Origin of the sequence: Thermosynechococcus sp. M98_K2018_005 (assembly GCF_015295825.1) — a bacterium.
Taxonomy (GTDB): Bacteria; Cyanobacteriota; Cyanobacteriia; order Thermosynechococcales; family Thermosynechococcaceae; genus Thermosynechococcus.
Map to the genome: position 1 here is coordinate 1 of NZ_DVEH01000070.1, position 25,925 is coordinate 25,925.

General features: G+C 53.7%; 25 protein-coding genes and 1 pseudogene. 16 read left to right on the top strand and 10 right to left on the bottom strand.

The window, feature by feature from the left end; genetic code table 11:
* Positions 1–3,769: CHAT domain-containing protein (locus IGQ15_RS09280; RefSeq protein ID WP_297051097.1), on the top strand; the 3,769-nt coding region annotated here is incomplete at its 5' end.
* Positions 3,770–3,803: 34 nt separating this feature from the next.
* On the opposite strand, the gene ribH is transcribed toward IGQ15_RS09280, so the two are convergent.
* Entirely contained in the window at positions 3,804–4,340 is a 537-nt protein-coding gene (gene ribH, locus IGQ15_RS09285) for a 6,7-dimethyl-8-ribityllumazine synthase (RefSeq protein ID WP_297051099.1), read from the bottom strand.
* A gap of 47 nt (positions 4,341–4,387) precedes the next feature.
* Positions 4,388–4,837: a hypothetical protein gene (locus tag IGQ15_RS09290; RefSeq protein WP_297051101.1), complete on the bottom strand. Its 450-nt coding sequence runs from the start codon at positions 4,835–4,837 to the stop codon at positions 4,388–4,390.
* 124 nt (positions 4,838–4,961) lie between these two features.
* Between IGQ15_RS09290 and IGQ15_RS09295 the strand changes: the two genes are divergently transcribed.
* From IGQ15_RS09295 to IGQ15_RS09320, 6 genes are read left to right on the top strand one after another with little or no spacing between them, the layout of a single operon-like run.
* On the top strand, positions 4,962–5,795 hold the full coding sequence (locus tag IGQ15_RS09295) for a thiazole synthase (protein ID WP_297051103.1): 834 nt from the start codon (positions 4,962–4,964) through the stop codon (positions 5,793–5,795).
* The gene (locus tag IGQ15_RS09300) at positions 5,792–6,946 is read left to right on the top strand and encodes a glycosyltransferase (protein WP_297051105.1); all 1,155 of its coding nucleotides are present in this window, start codon (positions 5,792–5,794) and stop codon (positions 6,944–6,946) included. Before IGQ15_RS09295 ends, IGQ15_RS09300 begins: the two co-directional genes overlap by 4 nt.
* 52 nt (positions 6,947–6,998) lie before the next feature.
* A complete protein-coding gene (locus IGQ15_RS09305) occupies positions 6,999–7,169 on the top strand; it encodes a ssl1498 family light-harvesting-like protein (protein ID WP_297051106.1) in 171 nt (56 codons plus the stop codon).
* A 1-nt stretch (position 7,170) separates the two neighbouring features.
* Complete coding sequence (tsaB, locus tag IGQ15_RS09310; RefSeq protein WP_297051171.1) at positions 7,171–7,788, top strand: tRNA (adenosine(37)-N6)-threonylcarbamoyltransferase complex dimerization subunit type 1 TsaB; 618 nt, start codon at positions 7,171–7,173, stop codon at positions 7,786–7,788.
* On the top strand, positions 7,778–9,232 hold the full coding sequence (locus tag IGQ15_RS09315; RefSeq protein WP_297051108.1) for a CIA30 family protein: 1,455 nt from the start codon (positions 7,778–7,780) through the stop codon (positions 9,230–9,232). The genes tsaB and IGQ15_RS09315 overlap by 11 nt, the downstream gene beginning before the upstream one ends.
* A gap of 13 nt (positions 9,233–9,245) precedes the next feature.
* Positions 9,246–10,502 carry a DNA repair exonuclease gene (locus IGQ15_RS09320; RefSeq protein WP_297051110.1) on the top strand — a complete coding sequence of 419 codons (1,257 nt, stop codon included), beginning with the start codon at positions 9,246–9,248 and terminating at the stop codon, positions 10,500–10,502.
* Positions 10,503–11,012: 510 nt separating this feature from the next.
* Here IGQ15_RS09320 and ureG read toward each other — a convergent pair.
* Genes ureG through IGQ15_RS09335 form a run of 3 tightly spaced genes read right to left on the bottom strand, consistent with a single transcriptional unit; the run spans position 11,013 to position 13,042 of the window.
* Positions 11,013–11,615 carry an urease accessory protein UreG gene (ureG, locus tag IGQ15_RS09325; RefSeq protein ID WP_297051112.1) on the bottom strand — a complete coding sequence of 201 codons (603 nt, stop codon included), beginning with the start codon at positions 11,613–11,615 and terminating at the stop codon, positions 11,013–11,015.
* A gap of 4 nt (positions 11,616–11,619) precedes the next feature.
* Complete coding sequence (era, locus tag IGQ15_RS09330) at positions 11,620–12,543, bottom strand: GTPase Era (RefSeq protein WP_297051114.1); 924 nt, start codon at positions 12,541–12,543, stop codon at positions 11,620–11,622.
* A gap of 49 nt (positions 12,544–12,592) precedes the next feature.
* The gene (locus tag IGQ15_RS09335; RefSeq protein WP_297051115.1) at positions 12,593–13,042 is read right to left on the bottom strand and encodes a biopolymer transporter ExbD; all 450 of its coding nucleotides are present in this window, start codon (positions 13,040–13,042) and stop codon (positions 12,593–12,595) included.
* A gap of 82 nt (positions 13,043–13,124) precedes the next feature.
* Here IGQ15_RS09335 and gmk point away from each other — a divergent pair, with 82 nt between their 5' ends.
* On the top strand, positions 13,125–13,700 hold the full coding sequence (gmk, locus tag IGQ15_RS09340; RefSeq protein WP_297051116.1) for a guanylate kinase: 576 nt from the start codon (positions 13,125–13,127) through the stop codon (positions 13,698–13,700).
* Here gmk and IGQ15_RS09345 read toward each other — a convergent pair.
* Positions 13,697–14,419, bottom strand: coding sequence for an ABC transporter ATP-binding protein (locus IGQ15_RS09345; protein ID WP_297051118.1), 723 nt, complete (start codon positions 14,417–14,419; stop codon positions 13,697–13,699). The genes gmk and IGQ15_RS09345 overlap by 4 nt on opposite strands.
* Positions 14,420–14,518: 99 nt before the next feature.
* Between IGQ15_RS09345 and IGQ15_RS09350 the strand changes: the two are divergent.
* Positions 14,519–15,527, top strand: a pseudogene (locus tag IGQ15_RS09350) (zinc-dependent alcohol dehydrogenase family protein).
* Positions 15,528–15,540: 13 nt separating this feature from the next.
* The gene (locus IGQ15_RS09355) at positions 15,541–15,744 is read left to right on the top strand and encodes a hypothetical protein (RefSeq protein ID WP_297051120.1); all 204 of its coding nucleotides are present in this window, start codon (positions 15,541–15,543) and stop codon (positions 15,742–15,744) included.
* Here IGQ15_RS09355 and IGQ15_RS09360 read toward each other — a convergent pair.
* Positions 15,720–16,871, bottom strand: a complete 1,152-nt coding sequence (locus IGQ15_RS09360) for a trypsin-like peptidase domain-containing protein (RefSeq protein ID WP_297051122.1) — start codon at positions 16,869–16,871, stop codon at positions 15,720–15,722. The two genes, IGQ15_RS09355 and IGQ15_RS09360, sit on opposite strands and share 25 nt — an antisense overlap.
* 74 nt (positions 16,872–16,945) lie before the next feature.
* Here IGQ15_RS09360 and IGQ15_RS09365 point away from each other — a divergent pair, with 74 nt between their 5' ends.
* From IGQ15_RS09365 to IGQ15_RS09380, 4 genes are all read left to right on the top strand, one after another.
* Entirely contained in the window at positions 16,946–17,131 is a 186-nt protein-coding gene (locus IGQ15_RS09365; RefSeq protein WP_297051123.1) for a hypothetical protein, read from the top strand.
* Between the two features lie 53 nt (positions 17,132–17,184).
* Entirely contained in the window at positions 17,185–18,903 is a 1,719-nt protein-coding gene (gene ureC / locus IGQ15_RS09370) for an urease subunit alpha (protein ID WP_297051125.1), read from the top strand.
* A gap of 3 nt (positions 18,904–18,906) precedes the next feature.
* Entirely contained in the window at positions 18,907–19,401 is a 495-nt protein-coding gene (locus tag IGQ15_RS09375) for a hypothetical protein (protein WP_297051127.1), read from the top strand.
* An 80-nt stretch (positions 19,402–19,481) separates the two neighbouring features.
* Positions 19,482–20,033, top strand: coding sequence for a Uma2 family endonuclease (locus tag IGQ15_RS09380; protein ID WP_297051128.1), 552 nt, complete (start codon positions 19,482–19,484; stop codon positions 20,031–20,033).
* Between the two features lie 16 nt (positions 20,034–20,049).
* Here IGQ15_RS09380 and IGQ15_RS09385 read toward each other — a convergent pair whose 3' ends face one another.
* The 3 genes from IGQ15_RS09385 to IGQ15_RS09395 are packed head-to-tail and all read right to left on the bottom strand — an operon-like array spanning position 20,050 to position 24,387.
* Positions 20,050–22,269, bottom strand: coding sequence for a glycosyltransferase (locus tag IGQ15_RS09385; protein ID WP_297051130.1), 2,220 nt, complete (start codon positions 22,267–22,269; stop codon positions 20,050–20,052).
* Between the two features lie 26 nt (positions 22,270–22,295).
* Positions 22,296–23,375, bottom strand: a complete 1,080-nt coding sequence (locus tag IGQ15_RS09390) for a PIN/TRAM domain-containing protein (RefSeq protein ID WP_297051132.1) — start codon at positions 23,373–23,375, stop codon at positions 22,296–22,298.
* 49 nt (positions 23,376–23,424) lie between these two features.
* A complete protein-coding gene (locus IGQ15_RS09395; RefSeq protein ID WP_297051134.1) occupies positions 23,425–24,387 on the bottom strand; it encodes an HMA2 domain-containing protein in 963 nt (320 codons plus the stop codon).
* A gap of 105 nt (positions 24,388–24,492) precedes the next feature.
* Here IGQ15_RS09395 and IGQ15_RS09400 point away from each other — a divergent pair, with 105 nt between their 5' ends.
* A complete protein-coding gene (locus IGQ15_RS09400) occupies positions 24,493–25,515 on the top strand; it encodes an ATP-binding cassette domain-containing protein (protein WP_297051136.1) in 1,023 nt (340 codons plus the stop codon).
* Positions 25,515–25,925, top strand: a complete 411-nt coding sequence (locus IGQ15_RS09405; RefSeq protein ID WP_297051138.1) for a hypothetical protein — start codon at positions 25,515–25,517, stop codon at positions 25,923–25,925. The genes IGQ15_RS09400 and IGQ15_RS09405 overlap by 1 nt, the downstream gene beginning before the upstream one ends.

Here is a 25,925-nt window from a genome sequence, read left to right on the forward strand (position 1 = left end):
CGGTACTATCACCGCACGGGGTGGACAATTCAGCGGCAACGGTGGCTTTGTGGAAACCTCCGGTCGAGAATTACTCAGCGTTCGAGGAAGAGTAGATACCAGTGCAGTTAATGGTCAGCCCGGTACATGGCTCCTTGACCCACGCAACGTCACCATCTCCACCTCGCCGACGAATGGTGGTAGCTTCTCCGGCGATAATCCTGATGTCTTTACCCCCACCACTGATGATGCCTTTGTTGAAAATACCGCCATTGAAGCTGCCCTCAATCTTGGCACTAGCGTCACAATCACAACAGGCGAGACTGGCACTCAAGCAGGTGATATTTCTGTGCTTGCCCCGATTACCAAAACAGCCGGTGGCGATGCTTCCCTCACCTTGCAAGCGGCAAATAACATTTTTGTTTCTAACAGCATTACTTCCCAAGCAGGCCGACTGAATATCATTCTCCATGCCGATACCGATAATAGCGGCGCAGGCGCCATTCGATTAAACTCAGTTCAACTCATTTCTAACAGTGGGGATATTATTCTCGGGGGTGGTTCTGATCCCTTCACCAGTCCAGCGATCGGTGTCAACACTGCTGGGGTTAATATCGAAAACTCTACGCTCAATGCAGATGGTGGCCATATTAGGATTCATGGCAGCAGTGCAACAACTGATGGCAAAGAAGGGGTGTTGATCCGTGGGAGTTCAATCCTCACCTCAGAGTCTGGGGAGATCACCATTCTGGGGACAGGTGGTTCTAGTGTTTATAGCGCTGTGGATGGTATCTCGGTTCAGAACTCCTTCATCAGGGCCGAGGCTGGCAATCTTACCTTAACGGGTACCGGGGGCCACAGCGCTGAAGGTTCTTCGAATGTTGGCATCGGTCTTGAAAATTCAGGAATCCAAACCACTACAGGCAATATTACCCTTACGGGTACTGGCGGTACGGGCTTTGCCTTCAGCATAGAAGGCATCCAGAGCAGATTCACCAGCATCACCAGTCAAGGTGGCAACATCACCCTCAGTGGCACAGGGGGAGAATCAAGCGCTGGGATTCGTTTCATCGCTGTTTCTGACACAGATTACCCTGCTGAAGTCAAAACGACTGGGAATGGGAACATTCTTATCGAAGGTCGCGGCACTGATGGTAATCCCGGCCTGGTCATGGAAGTCTTTAGCCCCCTCACGTTTGTTGTTCAGGATGGCGTACTGACATTGGCAGCCCAAGGGGGGATTGAAGTCTTTGGCGATCCTCGCTCTCTGCTGGATATTAATAGTACCGGGGCAGGCCGCCTTGTCTTTCAACCCATTGATGCGGATACTCCCGTCGGCATTGGTGACGCACCGGGTGACTTAATCGTTGATCAATTTCTCCTCAATCAAATTACAGGGGGATTTTCCTTGGTTACGATTGGTCACCCTAGTGGTACTGGTCTCATTGATGTTCGCCCCTTCAGCCTCAACTACCATCTCGCCCTACAAACCCCCAGCGCAAGTTCCCTAGGTATTCAGTTCAATGGCTCCGGTACGACGAATCTCAATGGTCGCAATCTTACACTCAATAGCGGTGGCGGCGTTACCCAGGGCAGCCATTCTATTTCTGGGGGGACACTCCAACTCCTCGGACAGGGGACTTTCAGCCTTAACAACACCAACAATGAGTTGCAGGCACTCTCAGGAAATGTCACTGGAAATGTGAACTTGAGTAATCAAGATACCCTAAGTATCGTTAGTTTCAACAATGGTGTCAATGGCCTCACCACTGGCATCAATACCAATGGCAATACCCTCATCCTCAGTTTAAACAGTGGGAACCTAACCCAAAGTGCACCGATTCGAGCAGGTAGCTTGGGTTTAACTTTACGAGATGGCAGAGCAATACTAACCAACCCCGATAACCAAGTGGGGATACTAGCTGCTCAGTTGAACAGTTCGAGTGATCTGCAATTTGTCAATAACGGTACCCTTACTGTTGGCAGCGTTAACCCGACAGGCATTACAGGGCGCAGCATTTTCCTGCAAACATTAACAGGCGATATTGTTCTCAATGCACCAATTTCTGCCTTTGGGACTGGGGATGCGATTATCCTTGCTGCGGAAAATAACTTTATTAACAACTATGGCTCAAATGTCTTCAGTACCCCCAATGGTCGCTGGCTAGTTTATTCCACTGACCCGAATCTCAATATCAATGGTGGCCTCACGGGTTCAGAGCAATTCAATACCACCTATCCTGAGTCTGCCCTATTTTCTGGTTCTGGTTTTCTTTATCGGGTTTCTCAAGCACCCCCCAGCCCACCGACAGAGCCACCACCTCCACCAACGGAAACACCGCCACCACTACCTCCAGAACCCCAAATTCAAGAGAATCTGGGTCGGATCTTACTTAGCGAGGAGATACAAGGCACTCAAGTGCCCCAGAATACTGCTCAAGTCGTTTACTTCCCCGGAGTTGAGATCATCCGTCAGCAAATCAGTGCCGCTTTTGATCAGGGAGACTACAACAGTGCTATCAAACTGCTTCAGCAGCTTTATTCCTTTGAGTTTAGTGAGTACTTTGATAAATTTTTGAGCACTCCTAGTCAAGAGGGACTACAGTTCCTTGACATTGATCAAATCAAAGAATTACTAGGGCGTATGGCTCAAGAAACAGGTCAAAAACCTGCCCTGAGCTATGTCTTTTGGCGACCTGAACAGTTGGATATTCTCATTATCACACCCGAAGGGGAACCCATTTATCAACCTGTTCGAGTGCCCCAAGAAGCAGTGCGCCGTGTCATTGCCGCCTTTAATCGCGAGGTGCGAGATCCAACGAAAACCAATAGCGAATCCTATCTACCCTTCGCGCAGCAGCTCTACCAATGGATGATGGGGGGTGTTGATGCTGAATTACAAGTACGAGGCATTAATACACTGGTTTTCGCCCTTGATCAGGAGTTACGGAGTGTGGCGATCGCTGCTTTGCACACGGGGTCAAATCTTATTTCCTCGGCGGTTAGTGATAGTCCTATAGGTCGTAATGGTCAGTTCCTAGTGGAACGCTATAATTTGGGTCTCATTCCCAGTATCAACTTGGTGGATACCCGCTACCAACCATTGCAAAATGCCTCTGTACTGGCAATGGGCGCTTCTGAGTTCACCAATCAAAGTCCTTTGCCAGCCGTTCCCATCGAGCTACAAACAATTACGCAACTGGTAGGCCAAGGGCAAGTATTCCTCAATGAAGCCTTTACCGTCTCGAATCTAGAAACTCAGCGTCGCCGCAGTCTCTACCCTATTCTGCATCTAGCGACCCATGCTGAATTTAATGCAGGCAAGCTGCAAAATTCCTACATTCAGTTTTGGAACAAACAGCTTTCAATGTCTCAATTACAGCAGTTGCGGTTATTCCAGCCGCCTACAGAGCTAATGACGCTGAGTGCCTGTCGCACAGCGGTGGGAGATACTAATGCAGAATTGGGGTTTGCTGGTCTATCGCTCCAAGCGGGTGTGAAAAGTTCGGTTGCCAGCCTGTGGTATGTGAGTGATGAAGGAACACTGGCCTTGATGACGGCGTTCTATGGCTGGTTGAGAACTGCTCCAATTAAGGCAGAGGCTTTACGCCAAGCTCAACTGGCAATGATCCACCAGCAGGCCAGGATTGAGGGGAATCAGCTACGGCTGCTTAACCGAGGGGAAGAGCTTTCAATTCCTTTGCCCCAAGAAGTTCAAGTTGGGGGTGGGCGTCAATTTTCCCATCCGTACTTTTGGGCAGGGTTTACGATGATTGGCAGCCCTTGGTAGCCCTAGGAAGAAGTTTTTGCTTTACCATTTGGGATTACCCATCAGCAAGAACGGGGGTACTGGGGCTGAGTTTGGCTGTTGGTGGATTGATGCTGCTGGGGAGGGTTTGCATCAGGTTTGCCATTTCAAGGGCATTGAGGGCATATTCCCAACCTTTGTTGCTTTTGATGCCAGCGCGCTCAAGGGCCTGTTGCATCGTGTCGGTGGTGAGAATGCCGTAGATAATCGGCACACCCGTTTGCATAGAGGCGGTGGCAATGCCTTTGGTGACTTCAGCAGCCACATAATCAAAGTGGGGGGTTTGGCCACGGATGACTGCCCCTAGACAAATAATGGCAGCATAGCGACGACTGGCCGCCAGTTGAGCTGCCACAAGGGGAATTTCAAAACTACCGGGAACCCAAGCATAGTCCACTTGAGAACCGTGGGGATTGGGATCAACGCCGTGACGACGCAGACAATCTTGGCAACCCTCTAGCAGTTTGGTCGTAATCAGGTCATTGAAGCGGGAAATCACAATGCCAAAGCGAGGCGTTCCCAGAACTTGATAGGTGCCTTCAAAAACAGCCATAGGTGGAGGTGCGAAATCTTACCCAAAAGAGTATAACCTGCAACGGCCTAGGGGGAGCGATCGCCCTGCTCCACGAGGAAGTCTTGGGACTGCCACTGCCGCACAATACTGGTTAACTTGGTAACAAATGGGTCAGACGCTAAATCAGGGTGAAATTCGCTAATTGTATTCCTAGGTGTCTCTGAAAGGCGAGAGGGAGCAGGTTCCGGCACACTAATGGGTAATGACTGGCAGATAATGGCTTCAAACTCACTGTTGAAGTGATAAATCGGTTGCTCACGCCGTTGCCATAGCTCTAAAATTTGCTCTACGGAAACGGCTTTATAGCGCCCCAGATAGAGGGCTTCAATGAGGGCAAGGCGAATCCAACGGGGAGGAAAATGGCGCAACCAGCGATCTAGAATGACCTCAACTGAGGAGCCATCCAAATCAAACCCATATTGACGTAGCAGGCGATCGGCAGCCTGAATGGCGGCATTGTTGCCAATATGTGCCATGCACCAATGTTGCACTCCCAAAGCTATGGTGCCTCTATGATGCCACAAGTTTTCCAAAGTCGCAGCAGTGAAGAGCGTAACCCTGATATCGTAGAAAGGCAAACCCTAATGCTACAAGTGCATCATGGTGACTGCGCCGCCTCCTGAGCTATTGATTGAAGATGCCCCGCTAACGATCGCGGGGCGGCAGTTCCGTTCACGCCTGATGACCGGTACGGGCAAGTATCGTTCCATTGCGGATCTACAGGCTAGTGTTGCCGCGAGTGGCTGTGAAATTGTTACGGTAGCTGTACGTCGCGTTCAAACCAATGCCCCCGGTCACGAAGGACTTGTGGATGCCCTTGACTGGAGTAAAATCTGGCTGCTGCCCAACACCGCTGGCTGTCAAACCGCTGAGGAGGCGATTCGGGTTGCCCGCTTAGGCCGAGAAATGGCCAAGCTCTTGGGTCAAGAGGACAACAACTTTGTCAAGCTAGAGGTGATTCCCGACCCGAAATATTTGCTGCCCGATCCTTTTGGCACGCTTACAGCCGCAGAACAACTGGTCAAAGAAGGATTTGCGGTTCTTCCCTACATCAATGCAGATCCCCTGCTGGCCAAGCGCCTTGAGGAAGTGGGCTGTGTTACTGTGATGCCTTTGGCCTCCCCCATTGGTTCGGGGCAAGGTCTGCGTAATGCCGCCAATATTCAAATCATTATTGATCAAGCCAGTGTTCCCGTTGTGGTTGATGCGGGCATTGGCACCCCCAGTGAGGCGGCCGCCGCGATGGAGTTAGGGGCAGATGCACTCTTGATTAATACCGCGATCGCCCAAGCGGGAAATGCCCCAGCAATGGCCAAAGCCATGGCACTCGCAACCACTGCTGGCCGTCTTGCCTACTTAGCGGGTCGGATTCCGGTCAAACCCTATGCCAGTGCCAGTTCACCAACGACAGGGACAATTACGACAGCACCATGATTATTGTGCTCATTCTACTGAGCCTGTTAAGTCTGACGGGTACCGCCTCTTACCTGATTGCGGGGGGGTTAACGCTACAATTTTTTGGCCAGAAAACACCTCAGCGCCTCGATCCGGCACCAGCGGTCTCCCTGCTTGTTCCTGTCTGTGGTTTGGATGCTGGCGCTTGGGAAAATTGGTCATCGCTGTGTGAGCAGGACTACGCGACCTACGAAGTGCTCTTTGGCGTCCAAGACCTGCCAGATCCCGCCTTGCCCGTTCTCAAAGAACTGTGTCAAAAGTATCCCGATCGCGCCCGCTGGTACCTTTGCAATGAGATTCGCGGCATTAACCGCAAGATGAGTAACCTCTCGCAACTCTTGCCCCATGCCCGCTACGATGTGATTGTGTTAGCCGATAGCGACGTGCGCGTCACTCGTGTCTATCTCAGGAGCATTACCGCTCCCTTGGCGGATCCAACCATTGGCGTGGTTACCTGCGGCTACATTGATCACCATCCCAAACGCTTAGGGGCTGCTTTTCTAGCCATGGGGCGCTGCATTGACTTTATCCCCAGTGTGCTGATTGCGCGTTTTCTTGATGGTGGATTGCGGTTTGCCATTGGCCCAACGGTGGTGCTGCGGCGGCAGGTGCTTGAAGACATTGGCGGCTTTGAGATTGCCCTCAACCGCATTGGTGACGACTACCGACTGGGCTATACCGCTTGGCAGGCGGGTTATCGAGTAGAGCTATCTAGGTATGTCCTTGACAACGATTGCAGTGATGAATCTTTCCTAAAGGCCGTGCAACGGGAACTGCGCTGGGCACGCACGATTCGCTCCAATCGCGGCAATCAGTATTTTGGCATGGTGTTTATCTTTGGCACCGTCTATAGTGCCCTGCTGTGGGGACTGTTTCCAACCCCATGGACTCTCAGCGTCTTTCTCGGGGTTCAGGGCATTCGCTGGTTGCAGGCCATCATCAGCATGGTCTTGATGGGCACTCCTCGGCTGCTGTTGTGGCTCTGGCTATTGCCCCTGCGGGATGTGATGAGCTTCCTCATTTGGCTGGGGGGCTGTTTTGGCAATCGCATCTATTGGCGCGGTCGCTGGTTGCGAGTCTATCGCCACGGTCAATTGCAAGAAATTGTTAAGGATTCTCAAGGGTCGTAAAGCTCGCTTGTTAGAATAGCTGCACTGTAACGCTGAATTGAGGTTTGTTTCGATGCGCTATACCACCGATGAGGGCGGTCGCCTAAACAACTTTGCCATTGAACCCAAGGTCTATCAAGCGCAGCCTTGGACACCTCAGCAAAAAGTACGGGCAGCCCTGTTGGTTGTGGGGGGATTGCTCTTAGTGGCTGGCTTGGTGGCGATCGCCGTCGGAGTGAGCTAATCTGCTTTGTCTTGGTTTTGATACGAGCGATGCCACACTGGTGGCCGGTCTCTATGATTTAGGGGCAGAACAACTGCTAGAGGTGAAAACATGGCTCTTGGGTCGAGAACTGGCCAGCCAACTTCACCCTTGCCTTGGGGAACTGATGGGTCGCTACACTTGGGGTGAACTGGGGGCGATCGCCATTGGCTGTGGGCCAGGCAGCTTTACGGGAACGCGCTTGGGGGTAGTCACTGCCCGCCTCCTAGCCCAACAACTGGGAGTTCCCCTTTTGGGTCTGTCTAGCCTTGGCACAATGGCGTGGCACTATCGTGATGAACTCATAGAACAGGATGGGGTGGTGTCGCGTCGTGCCCAGCAGGGGCATCAGTACCTTGGCATTTACCGTTACCAGGGGGGGAGTCTCAACTCTCTTTGGGGCGATCGCCTGCTGGCAGACCACGACGCAGAAACGCTTTTAGCCACTTGGCCTCACCCCTACAAACACCTGAATCCCCCCAACCCCACTGACTATGGCCACGCTCTGCTCACATGGGCAGCCCAACAGTGGCACGATACACTAAGGGCAGGGGAAAAACTCCCCCATTGGTCAAGCGTGATGCCCCTCTATGGCAAATAACTGGGAACTTGGTCGCTTTCTCGATACACTGCGCTTTTTTCAAACTTTACCCTTTGTGGGAACGCTCGAACCTCTGCGCCCTGTGCTGTTACCCCTTTTACCGGATTTCTTTAAGCCGCCCGCCTATCGGGGCAGTGGCCTTGTTGTGGTGATGGGGGCAACGGGTCGAACCGGTCAAGCAGTGGTGAAAACCCTCTTGGGTCAAGGCTATGCCGTGCGGGCAGGGGTGCGCGATCGCGCCAAGGCCGAGAGTGTGCTCCCCTCAGACCCTTCTTTAGACATTGTCGTTGCCGACGTGACTCAACCCTTGCCTACCGATCTCTTGCAGGGCAGTCGAGCGGTGATCAACTGTGTTGGGGCAAAGGTACAGCCCAACCCCAACGCGCCCCCCCCCGGCCTTGAAATTGTCGGTGCGAGTCCAGAGGCCGTTGAATTTGAGGGCATGCGGCATTTGTTGGAACGTGCCCAACCCTATTTTCAAAGTCAACCCAATACCTATCCCCTCTTTGACTATCGCTATCCCACGCCCCCCTTGAAGGAAGTTTGGGGAGCCCTCGATGATGTGGTCATGGGCGGCGTCAGTGCCAGCCAGTTTTACCTTAAGGAGCACAGTGCCCTCTTCACAGGGCTGGTTTCTACGGAAAATTCTGGGGGGTTTGTCTCGATTCGCACCCGCAACCTCACCCCAGCCCTCAATCTCCAGGGGTACACGGGCATTCAACTCCGGGTTCGCGGCGATGGCCAGCGCTATAAATTTTTCCTACGCAGTGACCCCGCTTGGGATGGCGTCGGCTACGCCATGTCCTTTGATACGGTAGCCGATCAGTGGATCACGGTCGAGTTGCCCTTTAGCCACTTTATTCCGGTGTTTCGGGCACGCACCGCCACCAATGCTCCACCCCTGAATGTGGGGCAAATTTACTCCCTGCAACTGATGCTCAGCAAATTTGAGTATGACGGTGCCCTCAACCCCCACTTCCGCCCCGGCACCCTCAGCCTTGAGATTGAGTCGATCCAAGCCTATGGGGGCTTGCCCTTGCCCCGCATAATTCAGGTGAGTTCTGCGGGGGTGACCCGTCCGCAACAAGCGGATCTTGACCTGAAGGGGCAGCCCCTGGCGGTCCAGTACAATGAGCAACTGGGGGGCATCCTCACGTGGAAACTAGCAGCAGAAAATATGCTGCGCCAAAGTGGCCTGCCCTATACGATTGTCCGTCCCTGTGGTCTGACGGATCAGCCCGGTGGTAAAGAGTTGCGCCTTGATCAGGGCGATCGCCTGACGGGTTCTCTGAGTCGTGAGGATTTAGCTGCATTTCTGGCCAGCTTGCTGAATTTGCCCGTGGCCTGCTATCGCACCGTGGAAGTGGTGGCCACAGACCAAGCCGCAGAGGCCTATCCCAATTGGGCCGCACGCCTTGCCCAACTTCCCAGCGATCGCCCCTAGGAGACAGTGCTCAATGGTACGTTTTCTCCATGTTGCCGATGTCCACCTTGGCTTCAACAAGTACCGCCAAGACAATCCCAATCGCACGTTTGACTTTTTCACCGCCTTTGACAGTGCCCTGCAAACCTACGCCATCGAGGCACAGGTGGATTTCGTCCTGATTGCCGGCGATCTGTTTGAGGAGCGGATGATTACCCCCGGCATTCTCAATCAAGCGGAATACGTCCTCGACAAGGTGCGCTCGGCGGGGATTCCAGTGCTGGCGATCGAAGGCAACCACGATAACTGTCCCTACGGTGTCAAGTCCAATTGGCTACGCTACCTCTGTGAAAAAGACTATCTCTATCTACTAGAACCTGATGAAAGTGGCCAATTACAGCCGTGGGACTCCGAGGCAGCGCGGGGTGGCTACATTGATCTCCCCTGCGGCGTGCGCGTCATTGGTTCCCAGTGGTATGGTGCCAGTGCCCCCCGTGCCATTCAACAGCTTGCTAGTCAAATTCAGGCACTGCCGCCCGCTGCTGGTGCGACGATTTTGCTCTTTCACCACGGCCTTGAGGGGCAAGTCTCCCGCTACCAAGGGGCATTGCGCTACAACGAACTCCTACCCCTACGCCAAGCGGGTGTCGATTATCTCGCCCTAGGGCATATCCATCGCCATTACGCCGTTGAGGACTGGATCTTTAATCCCGGCTCCGTTGAGGCCAATTCAATTCAGGAAAATCAGCAGCAAAATCCCCGGGGAGTGCTGCTGGTCAGTCTCGATCAGGGGTCACCCCAAGCGGAACTCAAGCGGGACTATTGGCAGCGTCCCATCCATCGCTACACCCTTACCCTCACCCCCAGTGACACCGTGAGCCATGTGGAGAGCCAACTCCAGCAACTGGTGCAGCGGCAGCGGTCAGACATGGCAGAGGCCATTGTGGAAGTCACCCTAAAAGGAGAAGTGGGGTTTGAGCGCAGCGATTTGTCTGTGCGATCGCTCCAAGGGCAACTGCAAGAAGCGGCCAATGCCTTTATCTTTCGGTTGGGGTTTGCGGCCACCCCTGTGGCCTATCAAACCTATCGTGATGCGACAGCTGAGCCACCCCCCCGTGCCCAGATCGAAGAACAGGTATTTACGGATCTGCTGGCCAGTGTTGCTGAGTATCGCGATCGCGCCGAACCCTTGGCCAAGGTTCTCATGCACATGAAGGAAGAGCTGCTGCAACCCAATGCCAACATTCCTGACCTCTACAAGTGGCTGGCAGAGCTCTCCCTAGAGAGTTAGGGCTGGGGTGGCAAGGGAAGGAGGGGTTGATTCGCCACATTGGCCAATTGAACAGCGGGAGACCGCAAGAGGGCTTGCCATTTTTGCTGGAGCTGGCCATTCTCCCGGCTGCGCCAGGCGTTGTTTAACCAGTTGATTGAGGGTGTCGTGCCAGTAAAGGCATCCGCCACATCTTTGGCTTGGATAATTCGCTAGGGGCATCGGTCGAAACCAACTGACGGTTTTGACAGCTGCCAGTGGTACAGGTGAGGGTGAGTTGCCACTGGTAATCCACACCATGTTTGAGGGAGACCTTCTTCGCCACTAAGGAGTTGGACTTGACCCACTGCGGCTAAAGCCATGGCCACTAACCCCGTTGCTCCGAGCGTCGCACCCCTCACCCATGGGTAGTTCATAGTACTTCTTGCCTGACGACACGGATAGGGCGATTCTAAGGGGCAAATTGTTTCAATGCCAGTGATGGTGATCAGTGATTTTTTGTGCGTTGGGTCAAATTCCGGGGGATGACATTTACGCTGCCAAATGGGATGTGAGAAAAGCAATCACCTGATTTAGCCCAAGGCCAGTTTTCAGATTCGTCATCACATAGGGGCGATCGCCCCGCATTTTCAAGGTGTCCCGTTTCATCACCTCTAAATCAGCCCCCACATAGGGGGCAAGATCAATTTTATTAATCACCAATAAATCTGACTTGGTAATCCCCGGTCCCCCTTTACGGGGAATTTTATCGCCGGCGGCCACATCAATCACGTAAATCGTTAAATCCACCAATTCTGGGCTAAAGGTCGCAGCCAAATTATCGCCGCCACTCTCGACAAAAACCAGATCCAAAGGTTGAAGCACCGTCTCCAATTGCTGAATGGCCGCGAGATTGAGGGAGACATCTTCCCGAATGGCGGTGTGGGGACATCCCCCCGTTTCAACGCCGAGAATTCGCTCTGGGGGAAGGGCTTGGGAACGCACCAAAAACTGGGCATCCTCTTGGGTGTAAATATCATTGGTGACGACCGCTAGGCGATAGCGATCGCGCAAAGCTTTACAAAGGGCATCCACAAGGGCAGTTTTCCCTGACCCCACAGGTCCTGCCACACCAACTCGCAATGCTGTATTCATCGGCTCAATCCTTATCAATTCGATAGCCCAACTCCGCCAAGCGCAACCGATCCTGTCGCCAGCGGGGGCGTACCTTCACAAACAGTTCTAAATAAATCTTGCCACCAATGAGGGTTTCAATTTCTTGGCGGGCAGCGGTGCCAATTTGTTTGAGCAACTGACCCCCTTGGCCGATAATAATAGCCTTTTGCGTTGGACGCTCCACATAAATCACAGCGTGGACACGAGTCAGGTTGCGATCCTGCTGCACCTGTTCAATTGTAACAGCCACCGAATGGGGGACTTCTTCGCGGGTGTGGTGCAAAATTTGTTCGCGAATTAATTCCGCCATGATGAAGCGCTCCGGCTGATCGGTGACCATTTCTGGCGGATAGTAATAGGGGCCAAGGGGCAACTGCGCTTCAATCGCCGATTGCAGCAAACCAACCCCCTCTCCCGTGAGCGCCGAGCAGGGATAGGCCGGCCAAGGGCCAAGGGTTTGATAGTCCTGTTGCCGTTGTTCTCGCTCCTCTGCTGGCAGCAGGTCAATTTTATTGATGGCTATCAGCACAGGAGATGGGGTCGTTGTCAGCAGAGCCGCCACGTAGCGATCGCCCCGACCGGGCGGACTTGCCGCATCCACCACAAAGACAATCGCATCCACCCGATTGAGAACACCCTTTGCATTGTGCACCAGCACTTCCCCAAGGCGATGGTGGGGCTTATGGATGCCGGGGGTATCCACAAAGATAAATTGCGCCGTTGCCGTTGTCAGGATGCCCCGTAAGCGGTTGCGGGTCGTTTGCGCCACGGGGGAGGTAATGGCGACTTTTTGCCCCAGCAGATGGTTAAAGAGGGTGGACTTGCCCACATTGGGACGACCCACCAAGGCGACAAAGCCAGAGCGAAAGCCCGCTGGAGCAGCAGGAATACTTGGAATCGTTTCCACTGTTACACTCTATTGGGTCGGAGGTGTTTGATTGGGGACTGTGGGTTGATTATTCGCCGGTCAGAGGGCTAGGCTCCGTACTGAGAACGGGTTTTTCGACAGGTTGGGTTGCGAGGGCAACACGGCTGCCACCCACTGATCGCAACAGATCCAAGACTTGGATGACTTCGTTGTAGCTCACCACCTGCGATGCCCGCAAAATCACCATCCCTTGCGGATTCGTTTTCAAGTACGTGGCCAAGCGTTCATAGAGTTCACTGCGGTTGACAGGGTCTTTATCCACAAAGAGTTGCCCCGCCGGATCAATGCTCACCACCAACATCTTTTGCGACTGCGCTTGACTGGTGCTTGCTTGGGGCAGATTCAAGGTAATCGCCTGCTGCCGCGTCAGACTCACCGCCGCCAAAATAAAGAACGTGAGGATACAAAAGACCACATCAATTAGGGGCAGCATTTCAATGCGGGCATTTTCATGCTCACTGGGCAAATGAATCTTCACGGCCATTCCTCAACCACGCTGCCTTAATGATAAAACTCCGAGCAAACACAGTAGGATCAAAAAGTTTCCCACCCATGCAGTTATGACCAGTGCGACGCCCCAACCCGGACAACTGATTGTGATTACTGGCCCTAGTGGTGTCGGCAAAGGGACACTCCTACGGCAACTGCGACAGCGACATCCGGAACTAGCACTTTCAGTTTCGGCCACGACCCGCCCGCCGCGCCCCACGGAGGTTGAAGGGGTGGATTACTATTTTGTCTCTGCGGAAGAGTTTAAGGGAATGATTGCTGCTGGGCAACTCTTGGAATGGGCAGAGTTTGCCGGCCACTACTACGGCACCCCACGCGATCCGTTGCTCCAACTCATTGCCCAAGGAAAAACCGTCATCCTTGAAATTGAACTGCAAGGGGCACGCCAAGTTCGCCAATCTTATCCCCAAGCGCGTCACATTTTTATTCTGCCGCCATCTTTAGCGGAACTTGAATACCGCCTGCGCAGCCGTGGCCAAGATAGTGAGGCGGCGATCGCCCGCCGTTTAGCTCAAGCGAAAACCGAAATTGCTGCTGCCCCAGAATTTGATGTTCAAATTGTCAATGATGATCTGGAAAAAAGCCTGATTGCTCTCGAAACGGCAATTTTTAGCCCTGCGCCCTAAGGCTCTGCCCGCGCAATTCCAAGGTAGAGTTCCCCCACTTTGGGGTCATTGAGTAATTCACTGCCCAATCCCTCATAGCGATCTTTGCCCATTTCCAAGACATACCCGCGATCGCTCATGGCAAGGGCTTTCCGCGCATTTTGCTCCACCAAAACAATAGCGGTGCCTTGGGCATTGATTTCCTTGATTTTGGCAAAGACATCATTGACGAGGGCTGGGGAGAGAGCAGCGGAGGGTTCATCCAAGACCATAATTTGCGGGTCTAGCATCATGGCACGTCCCATGGCCAGCATTTGCCGTTCTCCGCCCGAAAGTGTCCCTGCCCGTTGCTGTCGCCGCTCAGCCAAACGGGGAAAGGTGTCATAGACCCGTTCTTTGAGAGCCTTGAGGTTGCCGCTTTTCGTAAAGGCACCCATCTCGAGATTTTCCTCAATGGTCAAGGAGCGAAAGACATTGGCAATCTGAGGAACGTAACCGATTCCTTTTTTGACAATTTCGTTGGGGCGCAAGTAGGTAATATCTTCCCCTGCAAGGGTGATTGTGCCCAAGCGCGGCGTCAACAAACCGGCGATTGTTTTTGCCAAGGTTGATTTTCCTGCTCCATTGGGGCCAATGACCGCTACGAGCTCCCCTGCTTCGAGACGAAAATTGACGCCCCGTAAAATATCCACTTCGGGAATATAGCCAGCATAGACCTCAGTAACGTGGAGCAAACTCATGGTGCAAAGGACATCGCCAGAGAGTTGACATCTTACTAGATTAGTATAGGGATTCTGCTGTTTTGGGCAGGGAAGATTCAGGAGAGGGTGAAAGACGCCATGAAAGCAATCGCCATCACAGAATTTGGTGACCCCGATGTTTTGGTGCTGCGGGAGGTGCCCGAGCCAGAGCTACAAGCGGCCAATGAGGTGAAAATTCAAGTGCGGGCGGCCAGCGTCAACCCCATTGATACCAAGTTGCGACAGCGGGGCACGTTTTTTCCCGATCGCCAGCCAGCAATTCTCGGCTGTGATGGGGCAGGGGTGGTCGTGGCTGTGGGTGCAGCAGTGCAGCGGTTTCGGGTAGGGGATGAAGTTTATTTTTGCTATGGGGGCTTAGGCGATCGCGGCGGCTGTTATGCCGAATATACCGTTGTCCCGGAAATGGTCGTTGCCCACAAACCCAAGTCCCTCTCATTTATTCAAGCGGCTGCTTTGCCCTTGGCCGTGATTACCGCTTGGGAAGCCTTGGGCGATCGCGGTGCAGTGCCACCTTTGAATGTCCTGTCCACCGCAAAAACCGTTCTCATTCATGCCGGGGCGGGCGGGGCATCTCGCTATTCAGTTAGCCCGGCGATCGGGGGCCACTGTTGCCACGACGATTAGTTCCGCAGCCAAAGCCCGTTTTGCTGAAAGTCTCGGAGCCACCCTTGCCATTAACTACACCACCAGTGATTGGCTGCAGGCAGTCTTGGACTGGACAGGGGGCAAAGGGGTTGATTTTGCTCTTGACACCGTGGGCGGCACAACCTTTAGTGAAACCTTCACAGCGGTGCGTCCCTATGGCACCCTCGCCACCCTCTTGGAACCCGCAGCCGATACGCCGTGGAAAATTGCCCGCCAACGCAACCTCTTGATCCAACTCACACTAATGCTGACGCCCCAACTCCTGGGGTTGAGTGATGCCCTTGCCCATCAGGGCAAAATCCTTGAGCAGGTTGCCACCCTTGTGGATCGCGGCGAACTACAGGTTGTTGTCGATAAAACCTTTCCCCTCGGTGCAGCGGCGGATGCCCATCGCTATCTCAGCCAACGCTTGGTGCAGGGTAAGGTGGTACTCATCCCATAATTGGGGATTTTTTATGGTTGCTCAGCTCCCTGCGGCTCTTGTCATCGGGCTGGAACAAGCTCAAGGGGTGCCGACATTCCTCAACCAACCGCCCTGCAGTGAGGTTTATCGGGTTTGCCGCATTTTTAACGGACGCCTCAGGTATTGTGGCCGTTGGTTCACGGGGGAAGCAGTGCTGCCGGAGCCTCGAACCTATTCTGGCTGGGAGGAGGGATAGAATTCTGGTGGCATTGGTTCCGGTTGCAGGCTCACGGTTTGCTGGCGATCGCCCCGTTGAATCTCCAAAGTCACTTTCTCCCCCAACTTTGTTTGCTCGACAACGCTTTGTACCTGTTGGGGGCTGGGTTGATGGACATCGTTAATTTTGGCAATCCAATCTCCTGCTTGCAGACCGGCTTTAGCCGCCGGGGAATTGGGGGCAATGCCAACGATCAGTGTCCCTTGGGTTTGATTCAGTGTCCAGTTGGGCTGAGCTTGACGGATTTGGGCAGCCACTTCCGGCGTCAATCGCACCATGCGAATCCCCAAATAGAGGTGCTGGGCGCGACCCGTAGTAATAATCTGCTCAGCAATGCGATAGGCCGTATTAATGGGAATGGCAAAGCCAAGTCCCTGTGCTTGGGAAATCACGGCGGTATTGACGCCCACCACTTGACCAGCAGCATTCAGGAGGGGGCCCCCAGAGTTCCCGGGATTAATCGCTGCATCTGTTTGAATGAAGCTCACCCGCTTATCGGCAGCACCAATTTCATTACTGGCCCGCCCCGTTGCACTAATAATGCCGGCGGTTACGGTGTTACTTAGCCCCAAAGGGTTACCGATGGCGATCGCCCACTCACCGGGGACAAGGCTATCGGAATTGCCCAGTTGTACCGTCGGTAAATTCTCAGCCTGAATCTGCACTACCGCCACATCCGTCAGGGGATCAGCACCCACCACCTTGCCGTCATACTGGCGACCATCGGGAAGCGTGACTCGCACAGCACCCGCTCCTTCCACCACATGGGCATTGGTCATAATCTTGCCATCGGGGGTAAATATAAACCCAGAGCCTTGACCTTGGCGTACCGGCACATCTGGTATCGGAAAAGGATTGAGAAAACTATCCTCTTTACTGCGGCGCAGTCGTAGGGTATCTATGCTCACCACCGCTGGCCCTGCCTCAGCAACCACCTTGGCAATGAAATTCTCGCCTGTATTGGGTCGCTCCGTGGGAGCAAGGGGAGGCAAAGACACTCCCGTATGGGGGCTAGGGGAGCTGCGATCGGGCAAACGCAATGGACAGCCCGTCAGTGCCACAAGGGTGATCGCCATCCCAACGAGACTCAACCGCGTGCGAACCATACTTAACTCAACTCGGCATCAGATCCACTCTAGCCTTATCCTGAAAATAGTGAGTTTGTCGAACGTCTGCTGGCATGCTGACTGTGATTAGCTACCTCGAACAGCCCATGACCTTTGAGAGTTTCTTTGGGCCTGTGACCCTTCAGCCCGGTCGCAATGAAAATGTCGATGAGCGGCGCTGGCGCAACTGCAAAACCCACAACGCTGACCTGCAAGCCTTGATTAAAAAGGGACTCGTTGTTGTCGAAGAATTGGACTAAATTCTAGACTGAGAGTGCCAAGCTGCTCTCCCACCTGACCTCTTTAAAGCCCGATGAGCTACCGAATTGATCGCCAAACCTATGCAGAAACCTATGGCCCCACAGTGGGCGATCGCCTGCGACTGGCAGATACTGACCTAATCATCGAAATTGAGCGCGACTACACCCACTACGGTGATGAGGTCAAGTTTGGCGGCGGCAAAGTGATCCGCGACGGCATGGGACAGTCCCCGATTGCCAATGCTGACGGTGCTGTGGATGTGGTGATCACCAATGCCGTGATTCTCGACTGGTGGGGCGTGGTCAAGGCCGACGTCGGCATCAAAGAGGGCAAAATCTACAAAATTGGCAAAGCGGGAAACCCCTACACCCAAGAGGGGGTAGATATTATCATTGGCCCCGGCACAGAGGCGATCGCTGGCGAAGGGATGATCCTCACCGCTGGTGGGATTGACGCCCACATTCACTTTATCTGTCCACAGCAGATTGCCACTGCCATTGCCTCGGGCATTACAACCATGATTGGCGGCGGAACGGGGCCTGCCACGGGGACCAATGCCACCACCTGTACGCCGGGACCTTGGAACATCTACCGCATGCTTCAGGCTGCCGATGCCTTTCCAGTGAATTTAGGCTTTTTGGGCAAGGGCAATAGCAGCCAACCCCAAGGACTGATTGAGCAAGTGCAAGCCGGGGTTGTCGGTCTCAAACTCCACGAGGACTGGGGCACCACCCCTGCTGCCATTGACACCTGTTTGAGTGTGGCCGAAGAGTACGACATTCAGGTGGCCATCCACACCGATACCCTCAATGAATCGGGATTTGTCGAGGATACCATTGCTGCCTTCAAAAACCGCACCATTCATGCCTACCACACCGAGGGCGCCGGCGGCGGACACGCCCCAGACATCATCAAGGTCTGTGGTCAAGCCAATGTGTTGCCCTCTTCCACCAATCCCACTCGCCCCTACACCGTCAATACCCTCGATGAGCACTTGGATATGTTGATGGTGTGCCACCACCTCGACCCCAGTATTCCCGAAGATGTGGCCTTTGCCGAGTCGCGGATTCGCAGAGAAACCATTGCCGCTGAAGATATTCTCCACGACCTCGGGGCATTTAGTATTATCTCCTCGGACTCGCAAGCCATGGGACGGGTGGGGGAGAGCATTATTCGCACGTGGCAAACTGCCCACAAAATGAAAGTGCAGCGGGGACATCTTAGCGATCCCCAGCAGCCGGCAGTGGATCACGACAACTTTCGCGCCCGCCGCTATGTGGCCAAGTACACGATTAATCCTGCCATTACCCACGGCATTGCTGAGTATGTGGGATCCGTGGAGGTGGGCAAAATCGCTGATCTCTGCCTCTGGAAGCCCGCCTTCTTTGGCGTCAAGCCGGAACTGGTGATCAAGGGAGGAATGATTGCCTACGCTCAAATGGGAGACGCCAATGCCAGTATTCCCACACCGCAACCTGTACACATGCAACCCATGTTTGCCAGCTATGGGGGCTGCCGAACTGCCACATCCGTCACCTTTATGTCCCAAGCGGGCATTGCCAACAATATTCCGGCGCAATTGGGGTTGCAAAAAACGGTGTTACCGGTGCGTCACATCCGCCAACTGCGCAAAGCAGATCTCAAGCTCAATGACTACTTACCCCACATTGAGGTGGATCCCGAAACCTATGAGGTGCGGGCAGATGGCGAATTGCTCACCTGTGAACCGGCCACTGTCTTGCCCCTTGCCCAACGGTACTTTCTCTTTTAAGCCATGACGGATGCGGTGGCTGCCCTCTTTCAGCAAGGGCAACAGGCCTTTGAGCGGGGAAACTACCAACAATCGATTGCCCTTTTAGGACAGGCGGCGGCGCTGGCAGAGGGAAATGCCGTGCGCTCCGGGGAAATTAGCCTCTGGTTAGTCACGGCCTATAGTGCCGCTGGCGATCAAGGGGCAGCCGTAAGCCTCTGCCGTCAACTCCAACGACACCCAGATCATCACACGCGGCAGGAAAGTCGTCGCTTGCTGACGATTTTGGAGGCTCCCCAACTAAAACGCCGTCCGGAATGGTACAGCGAAATTCCCGATCTATCCCATGTGGGCGATCGCGCCTACACGTCCCCCTACAGCCGTTCCCCGAAAAAGCCATCGGCTGCCACCCCAAAACCCCAAGAACCACCGCCCCCTGCTACTCCTTTACCGAATGCCTTCATCTGGCTTGCCCTCACGGGCTTGAGCGTGGTCACCCTCTTGGCAGCTTGGTTGTAGTGACCTCGGGATGATATTGCCGCGCTAATTGACGGTGGGCTATTTTGATCTCCTCTAAAAATGACTAGAGGATAGTCCTCATGTCTGCAACCTTTCCTAAAAATCTCTGGACCAGTGCGGATCTGGCGCTACTACTGGACAATGGCAATTGCTACGAAATTATTGATGGAGAGTTATTGGTGACCCGTGCCCCCCACTGGCAACATCAAACCATTTGTGGAAACTTTTACAGCCAACTTCAGGCATGGTCACAAGCAACGGGTCTCGGTCGCGCCTGCAGAGGAGTCGGTGTCATTTTTAGTGACAGCAATGATGTGATTCCAGATGTCGTCTGGCTGAGTATGGAAAAATATAGGACCTTGATTGATGAGGCGGGTCACGTCCGGGGGGCACCAGACGTTGGGATTGAGGTTTTGTCTTCGGGCGCAGAACATGAACGGCGCGATCGCCCGCTTAAGCTTAAACTCTACTCTACTCAGGGTGTACTGGAATATTGGATTGCCGATTGGCGGCGCCAAACTGTGGAAGTCTTTCGCCGTGAAGCGGGACTGCTCAAACTTGCTCTCACTCTTTATCGAGAGGATACGTTGACATCTCCCCTATTGCTATTGTCCCCTAGGGCAAATTTTTGAGCTGTGAGTCTATTGGTCAGTTATTGCTGTTATTCCTGTAAAGGCTAAAGAGCGATCGAAAGTCAAATAGACGCATCAACATTAGCAAAAAGGCATCTATACCATTAGGGGCTTTTGGTTTGTGCCACCAGGTGAGACTGCCGTAGAGGAGCTGTATGAGACGTTGCTGGGCTTCATCACTCACCTCTAAAAACTGTAGGTAAACACAGCACTGCTCCTGTTCGGGACGGGTACGAACCACAACTGCGGTCACGCTAAAGTCCTGTTCCAAAAAGGTCAGGGTGCCGACGGTATCTCTTTGGGCTTCGATAAAACGCCCTGCGGTCAATAATAGGGCGGCGCCTGTCTCCGACACATCGCGGGTATAGCCCCAGTAGGTGTGATTCCCCAGTTGGAAACGACACACGGTGCAAACGGGAAAGCGATCGCTCTGACGGCGGGTGGGCTGGTCAATGGAGGACAAAACGGCAATCAAGGCAATAAAGGTGTTGTAAAGCGTCCAAGCCAACATCACCTCTAACCCCGCCCGTTCATACTCCATCGGTGGCCAGATATGGAGCCAGTAGCCCCCATAGCGGATAAAGACTCCTACCCCCACCGCAATCACAAACGCCGCCAGCGGCCATGTATAGCGCAAATTCAACCGCTTCCGATTGGAGAGGGTGCCCTTGTTAGTCACAATGCTGCCAATTTTGCCGAAGGGATTGCGGAGGATTTTAATCAGTTGCACCATCCCCGGAAAGGCAAAGGTCACCTCATAGACTTCACCCCAGACAGAAAAATACCGCCCTTCTGTCGCCCAGCTAAAGGTGGCGATCGTCAGCAATGTATAGGGCAGCGCATAAAAGAGATACTCACCAAAGGTGGCCACCGTCAGGGAAATGCCGGTCATCAGGCTCAAAAAAGGACCGACGAGAAAGCACGTGCGGATAAAGGGATTAATGTTGTGCAATAGCAGCGAGAGGTGGCAACTGCGCTGAAACCACGACAGTTTTGACCAAATGGGGAGATCATCACCACAGAAATAGATTTGCATATTCCCCTGTAGCCAGCGCAGCCGTTGCTCCAGATGATCTTGGAAGTTCCGAGGAGACTCCCCCATGCTGAGGATTTCATTTAGGTAAACGAGGCGATAGCCAGCGATCTGCATTCTGGTTCCCGTTTGGAAATCCTCGACCACACAGCGAGTGTAGTATCCACCCACGGCTTCTAGGTCACGGCGGCGCACCACATAGGAGGTACCGCAGCAAATAATGGCGTTGCCAAAGTCCCGCCCCGGCTGAATAAAGCCAAAAAAGTACGCCATATCGCCGGGCATCATAAACTCAATGCCAAGGTTTTGGGAGTGGTAGTCAGGGTTAAAGAAGTGCTGGGGGGTTTGCACCATGGATACGTGATCATCTTGAAAGAAGCCCACGGTGCGGGTGAGGAAGTTCTGAAAGGGAATAAAGTCGGCATCAAAAACGGCAATCAGTTCACCAGTGGTGTATTTCAGGGCATGGTTGAGGTTGCCTGCTTTGCGGTGCTCATTGGTGGGACGGGTGAGATAGTTAACCCCCAGATGCTCACAGAGATCCGCAATTTCTGATCGCCGGCCATCGTCAAGGACATAGATACTTTTATTCCTGTAGTTGATCGCCTGACAGGCGACAATCGTCCGCCGCAAAATATAGGGGGGTTCATTGTAGGTGGGAATGAAAATATCCACACTGGGGCAGTATTCACCACTGAGAACTGCCTGCTGATAGTAATTTGCCTGTCGCGATCGCCATGCGGTCGTCAGCCATGCCGTCTGATAGAAGTAAAGCAAATAGGTGAAAAAGTAGAGCACCTCAAGACCATAGAAGCCAATGCTGGCAGTAAAGCTCAACCAGTGGGCATCATTGAGGGTCACCCAGCCCCGCCACACCAGATAGCGGCAGCCGAAAAGAATCACAATGAAGCGAATTATCAATCGGCTGACATTGTTGCTGGGAATAAAATTGAGGGCGATCGCCACCATCCCCGCCAGAACCACGGGCCACCATAGACTTAGGTCATCCGCCGGCAGTTGCAAGAAATCGGGTAGTGGCCGTAGCTGATCCGGATTCACCAGATCAATGGGAAAGAGCGTCGGTCGCCACACCGTCGCCAACAGCACACCAAAGAGGAATAGGAGGCTGAAAACAAAAAGACCCCAAACCCACGGTGAAACCAGTTGCGGGGGTGAAGTGGGCTTGGGTGGCTCATGGGTCATCAGCTAGATCCCCTGGGGGAGGGAATTTAGGCCATCGTTGGCATTTGCAGGCGGGCAAAAATCATGCGGCCTGCCGAGGTTTGCAGGGCACTGGTCACAACCACCGACAACTGATCGCCAATGTGATCCACCCCCTCTTCGACAACCACCATCGTACCATCCTCTAGGTAGCCCACCCCTTGCGCCGGTTCTTTCCCTTCCTTGAGAATTTTCAACTCCAGCGTATCGCCGGGGAGATAAATGGGACGGAGAGCTTGCGCTACCTCGTTGACGTTAAAGACATCTACTTTTTGGAAGCGGGCAACTTTGTTCAGGTTCAAATCATTGGTGACAAGGGTGCCGTTGATTTCTTGGCACAGCCGTACCAGTTTAGCATCCACCGTTGTTAACTCTGGATAGTCTGCCGAGTGAATGACAATGCGATCGCCCAAAGTGGCTTGGAGACGATTGAGAACATCGAGCCCCCGCCGACCGCGAATCCGTTTTTGCTCATTCCCCGCATCGGCAATCAGTTGCAGCTCCTGAAGCACAAACTGGGGCACAATGATTTGCCCTTCGAGTACCCCAAGATTCAACAGTGCCTCAATGCGGCCATCAATGATGCAACTGGTATCCAGCACCTTTGCACGGGCAGGTTTGAGCATTCCCTCGGCCAAGAGGCTACTGGCAACGGCATTGGGGTTAATTAACCGCAGCAGGGCAGGTCCGTGACTATCGGCCAAGGTGGTTCCTGAATAGGCAAAGACAATGCTGGTGAGAACAGCAATCAGGGGTTTAATAAACGAAAAATCTTTGGGAATGGGCAACAGAAAGATCGGTGCCAGCATCAAGTTGGCCAAGAGCAACCCCACCACAAGACCCACCGCTCGCGACAAGAGCGTTTCTGGGGGCAATTGGCGGATACTACGCTCAAGACGATGGTAAAGCGACTGCAACAACAAGCCAAGGGCAATGCCAACGATGGCGCCAAAGCCAGCCATGACCCACTGCAACCCCCGCACATTGGCCACTTGAGCAAGAACCGTTTCTGGGAGTAGGTCAATGCTGTTGAAGCCAACGGCAATTCCCATCACAACGATAATGAGGAGTAAGATGGTATCGAGCATTGGTTCGCTCCTGTCGCGCTGGACATCTCCATAGGCCATTACCTTAGGATTATACTTTTTTCTCTTTTGCTGCGGTGTTGGACTGTTGCATATCGAGATGACGACTAATGCGGGTACCGGCTCGGATGCCCTCAGCTTCGGCTTGAGGACCCAGAAATGCCCGTGCCATCATGCCACCGAGGGTGGCCAACAGCGTTTCCTTGGTAAAGGTCTGACTGGTTTTCACCCACCACTCCAGAAAAAGATTCAGAGATGGGGGAGGAGGTTCCTCAGGGGATGGCTCCGCCAACTGTCGCCCGAGATCTTCCCCCAGTTGCGAACCAACCATATTGCCCACCACCCGCCCGACGGTTTCCCCCACAGGCCCCAAGAGCACTTGTCCCGCTAGGCCGCCAGCAATTTCACCGGCAGCCCCGCCAATTTGGTCACCGCTGCGAATCTCTAGGGCTTTCGCAACCCGTTCCGGAGTTTCCTCAAGGGCAGTAAAGTGCAGTTGAGTGATTTGCTCAGTGGCTTCCATCCCCAATCGCGCACCGATGACACCGCCAACAAAGGTGCCCACTTGCACCCCCATGACCGCACCCGCAGGCCCCATAAACAGGCCACCCGCTGTTCCCCCCAGCATGCCACCAAGAATATCGCCCACGTAGCCGCCCATGAGAAATCCGCCCATGGAGGTGAGTTTGTTGCCCACCTCTTCGGGTTCGAGATCAAAGGCGCGGGTGAGGTTTTGCAAGCCCTTATTGCCTTGGCCAATGATCTGGACATCCCCCCAAAATTGAATCGCAGCCAGCAGTTGTAGGGGCGTGATTTGCTCGAGGTGATACTCAATGGTCATTGAGGCGGCAAGGGGGTTAACCTGAACCGATTTAATCCCTTGGAGGGTTTTCAGATAGGCACTCAGGGAATCCCGAAAGGCGGCATCTGTTTTTAGTTCTTGAATCCGCAATCGCAGGCGATCGCCCGTGAGGTGCATGACTTCGGCAATCGGCGCAGTTTCGGCAGTGGCCACGGGAAACTCACCCAATAGGCTCTAGTTGCTGTTTTAGCACGCACACCCAAGCAAGGAGAAATATCTGTCAAAATGTTAAGGGAATTGCACACAGAGTTAAGGACCATGACAGCCACGGTAAAGGTCGAACATCTCAAGAAATCCTACGGTGCCATTACAGCGGTGGCCGATGTCTCCTTTAGCGCCTATCAAGGGGAAATTTTTGGGGTGCTGGGACCGAATGGCTCAGGGAAAACGACAACGCTGCGCTGTCTGTGTACCCTCTCGCGACCGGAGGCGGGGGTGTTGGAAGTCTGTGGTCTTTCGGTACTCCACCAACCCCATTTAGTGCGCCAAAAATTAGGCTATGTGGCTCAAGAGGTGGCGCTTGATAAAATCCTCACGGGTCAGGAATTTCTGGAATTGCAGGCGGCGCTGTACCACATTCCCCGTGCCCTGATTCCAGAGCGCATTGAAGCAGTGCTGGCACGGTTGGATTTATTGGAATGGCGCGATCGCCAGTGTGGTACCTACTCTGGTGGCATTCGCAAACGCTTTGATCTCGCGGCGGGACTACTGCATCAACCCCAAGTTCTTGTCTTGGATGAACCCACCGTAGGCCTCGACATTGAAAGTCGCCAAGTAATTTGGGAGGTGCTGCGGGATCTGAAGGCTCAGGGACTGACGATTATCTTGACCAGCCACTACCTTGAGGAAGTGGATCTCCTCAGCGATCGCTTGGTGATTCTCGATCAGGGGCGGGTGATTGCCAGTGGTTCGCCAGAGGAACTCAAGGCCAATCTTGGTGGCGATCGCGTCACGTTGCGGGTGCGGGAATTTACACCGCGTCAAGAGGCACAAATGGCACAGGCCCTTCTCAGTCAATTGGACTGCGTGAAATCGGCGCTGATTAATGCCAACCAAGGTAACTCCTTGAATCTGGTGGTTACAGATGCCACCGTGGCGATCGCAGCCATTAAAACGGCGCTAGAGCAAGCAGGACTCCCCCTCTTTAGCTTGGCGCAGTCACGACCTAGTCTAGATGATGTCTATTTAGCCGCCACGGGTCAAACCCTCTTGGATGCTGACTTAGCAGCAGCAGCGCAGCGGGACAGCAAACAGTTGAAAAAAGAGGCCATGCAACGCTAATGGGGCAGCCAATTGTTTGGGTTCATGGGGATTGTCTCGACCCCAAGGCGCCAATCTTTGACCGCTACCCTAACGCGCCGGCTATTTTTGTCTGGGATGTAGCGTTACTTAAGGAGTGGCAAATTCGTCTGAAGCGGCTGGTCTTTCTCTATGAGTGCCTGCTGGATCTCCCCGTGGAAATGTACCGTGGTGAGGTAGCCCCCTTGGTGAATGCCTTTGTTGAGGTACACGGGGGCGATCGCGTGGTGACAATGGCCAGTCCTAGTCCTCGCTTTCGCGCCATTTGTCAGCAATTGGCCTATCCAGTGGAGATCCTAGAGCCAGAACCCTTTGTCACGTTACCTGCCAATGCCGATTTAAGGCGATTCTTTCGTTATTGGAAGTTGGCGAAACCCTGCTTGGGACTATAA

Excerpts from the sequence above, each read along its gene's own strand:
- IGQ15_RS09360 (WP_297051122.1), bottom strand. The coding sequence starts at position 16,871 with ATGGTTCGCACGCGGTTGAGTCTCGTTGGGATGGCGATCACCCTTGTG.
- IGQ15_RS09405 (WP_297051138.1), top strand. The coding sequence starts at position 25,515 with ATGGGGCAGCCAATTGTTTGGGTTCATGGGGATTGTCTCGACCCCAAG.
- IGQ15_RS09345 (WP_297051118.1), bottom strand. The coding sequence starts at position 14,419 with ATGAGTTTGCTCCACGTTACTGAGGTCTATGCTGGCTATATTCCCGAA.
- IGQ15_RS09355 (WP_297051120.1), top strand. The coding sequence starts at position 15,541 with ATGGTTGCTCAGCTCCCTGCGGCTCTTGTCATCGGGCTGGAACAAGCT.
- IGQ15_RS09305 (WP_297051106.1), top strand. The coding sequence starts at position 6,999 with ATGCGCTATACCACCGATGAGGGCGGTCGCCTAAACAACTTTGCCATT.
- IGQ15_RS09295 (WP_297051103.1), top strand. The coding sequence starts at position 4,962 with ATGGTGACTGCGCCGCCTCCTGAGCTATTGATTGAAGATGCCCCGCTA.
- IGQ15_RS09290 (WP_297051101.1), bottom strand. The coding sequence starts at position 4,837 with ATGGCACATATTGGCAACAATGCCGCCATTCAGGCTGCCGATCGCCTG.
- IGQ15_RS09390 (WP_297051132.1), bottom strand. The coding sequence starts at position 23,375 with ATGCTCGATACCATCTTACTCCTCATTATCGTTGTGATGGGAATTGCC.
- IGQ15_RS09300 (WP_297051105.1), top strand. The coding sequence starts at position 5,792 with ATGATTATTGTGCTCATTCTACTGAGCCTGTTAAGTCTGACGGGTACC.
- ureG (WP_297051112.1), bottom strand. The coding sequence starts at position 11,615 with ATGAATACAGCATTGCGAGTTGGTGTGGCAGGACCTGTGGGGTCAGGG.
- IGQ15_RS09320 (WP_297051110.1), top strand. The coding sequence starts at position 9,246 with ATGGTACGTTTTCTCCATGTTGCCGATGTCCACCTTGGCTTCAACAAG.
- IGQ15_RS09380 (WP_297051128.1), top strand. The coding sequence starts at position 19,482 with ATGTCTGCAACCTTTCCTAAAAATCTCTGGACCAGTGCGGATCTGGCG.
- IGQ15_RS09385 (WP_297051130.1), bottom strand. The coding sequence starts at position 22,269 with ATGACCCATGAGCCACCCAAGCCCACTTCACCCCCGCAACTGGTTTCA.
- ureC (WP_297051125.1), top strand. The coding sequence starts at position 17,185 with ATGAGCTACCGAATTGATCGCCAAACCTATGCAGAAACCTATGGCCCC.
- ribH (WP_297051099.1), bottom strand. The coding sequence starts at position 4,340 with ATGGCTGTTTTTGAAGGCACCTATCAAGTTCTGGGAACGCCTCGCTTT.
- IGQ15_RS09315 (WP_297051108.1), top strand. The coding sequence starts at position 7,778 with ATGGCAAATAACTGGGAACTTGGTCGCTTTCTCGATACACTGCGCTTT.
- IGQ15_RS09365 (WP_297051123.1), top strand. The coding sequence starts at position 16,946 with ATGCTGACTGTGATTAGCTACCTCGAACAGCCCATGACCTTTGAGAGT.
- gmk (WP_297051116.1), top strand. The coding sequence starts at position 13,125 with ATGACCAGTGCGACGCCCCAACCCGGACAACTGATTGTGATTACTGGC.
- IGQ15_RS09400 (WP_297051136.1), top strand. The coding sequence starts at position 24,493 with ATGACAGCCACGGTAAAGGTCGAACATCTCAAGAAATCCTACGGTGCC.
- IGQ15_RS09375 (WP_297051127.1), top strand. The coding sequence starts at position 18,907 with ATGACGGATGCGGTGGCTGCCCTCTTTCAGCAAGGGCAACAGGCCTTT.